General features: G+C 66.6%; 1 protein-coding gene. It reads left to right on the forward strand.

The window, feature by feature from the left end:
• The first annotated feature begins 86 nt into the window (after positions 1 to 86).
• A complete protein-coding gene (locus KBX37_RS33735; RefSeq protein ID WP_210779868.1) occupies positions 87 to 1649 on the forward strand; it encodes an ISL3 family transposase in 1563 nt (520 codons plus the stop codon).
• The last annotated feature ends 29 nt before the right edge of the window (positions 1650 to 1678 follow it).

The following is a 1678-nucleotide window of genomic DNA, read 5'->3' on the forward strand; positions in this document are numbered from 1 at the left end:
ACCTTGGCTCTGTCGCCGATCTTGTGATGTGGACGGTTCCGTCGCCCGCTCGGCGCTTTCGTTGATCATAACCAGCGTGTTCGCTTGTGGAGCGGTTGCTGCCGCATCTGTCGGGTCTGTTGATCGAGGTTGTTGAGCAGCGTGACGGCGTGGTGGTGCTGTCAGGTCGGGTCCGGGCGGCGACGGCGCGGTGCGGACGGTGTCGGCAGCGGTCGAGCAGGGTGCATGGGCGTTATCAGCGCCGCTTGCGCGATGTCGCGATAGCCGGGACTGGGTTGCTGCTGCAGGTGCAGATCCGGCGGTTTCGCTGTGACAACGTCAGCTGCCCGGCAAGGACCTTCGCCGAACAGGTCGATGGGCTGACCGCTCCGCACGCGCGGTTGACGCCGGGGCTGCGCGACCTGCTCACGCAGATCGGCCTGGCGCTGGCCGGCCGGGCCGGTTCCCGGCTGGCGTCGGTCATCGGGGCCGCCGCAGGTCGCGACACGTTGCTGCGGCTGGTCAAAGCATTACCTGATCCGCCGAAGACGCCGATCACGGTCGTCGGCGTCGATGATTTCGCGTTCCGGCGGGGACGTCATTACGGCACGGTGCTGATCGATATGGCCAGCCACCGCCCGGTTGACATGTTCGACGGCCGCGACGGCGACAGCCTCGCCGCGTGGCTGCGGCAACACCCGGAAATCCAGGTGATCTGCCGCGACCGCGCTGGCGGCTATGGCGAAGGCGCCCGCTGCGGCGCCCCGGATGCGGTGCAGGTCGCGGACCGGTTCCACCTCTGGCAGAACCTGGGGCAAGCGGTTGAGAAGACCGTCAACGTCTATCGATCCCGGCTCGTCGCGCCCGCACCGCCACCGCCAGACGACACCATGCCCGCCGAGGTGCAGCCGCTACCCGAGAAGAAGATCGTGACCCGCCTTCGTGAGCACCACACCGCCGTTCACGACCTCGCCGCTCAGGGACTGAACAAGTCGGCGATCGGCCGCAAACTCGGCCTGCACCAAGCCACGGTCCGCAAATATCTCAACGTCGCCAGCGTCGAGGAGCTGACCGCCGTCATCGAGCAACGCGCGCACCTGGTCGACGACTACGTCGCTTACCTGCATCAGCGCTGGAACGACGGAGAACGCAACGCCACCCAACTGTTCCGTGAGATCAAACAGCAGGGCTACCCCGGCGGGGAACTCGCCGTCCAGCGATACCTACGCCGCTTCCGTAAAGGTCTCGGTCACGCCCCGCACCCCGGCCCGAAACCACCATCGGTGCGCCAGGTCACCTCATGGATCATGACTCACCCCGACCACCTCGACCCCCGCGACAGGATCAAGCTACGCGACGTTCGCAGCCGCGACCGAGACCTGAACCGGCTGGTCAAACACGTGCGAGCCTTCGCGATCATGATGACCGGCCGCCACGGCGACCGCCTCGAAGAATGGATCACCGCCGTCGAACACGACACCCTCACGCCCCTGACCGGGTTCGCCCGCAACCTACGCCGAGACCTCGACGCCGTCCGCAACGGCCTGATCCTGCCGCACAGCTCCGGCCCCGTCGAAGGCAACATCAACCGCCTCAAGATGATCAAACGGCAGATGTTCGGCCGCGCCGGCCTCGACCTACTCCGCAAACGCGTCCTGCTCACACACTGACCCCTTCACACAACGAGCGACAGAGCCCG

The organism is Micromonospora sp. U56 (assembly GCF_018070095.1).
GTDB lineage: Bacteria > Actinomycetota > Actinomycetes > Mycobacteriales > Micromonosporaceae > Micromonospora > Micromonospora purpureochromogenes.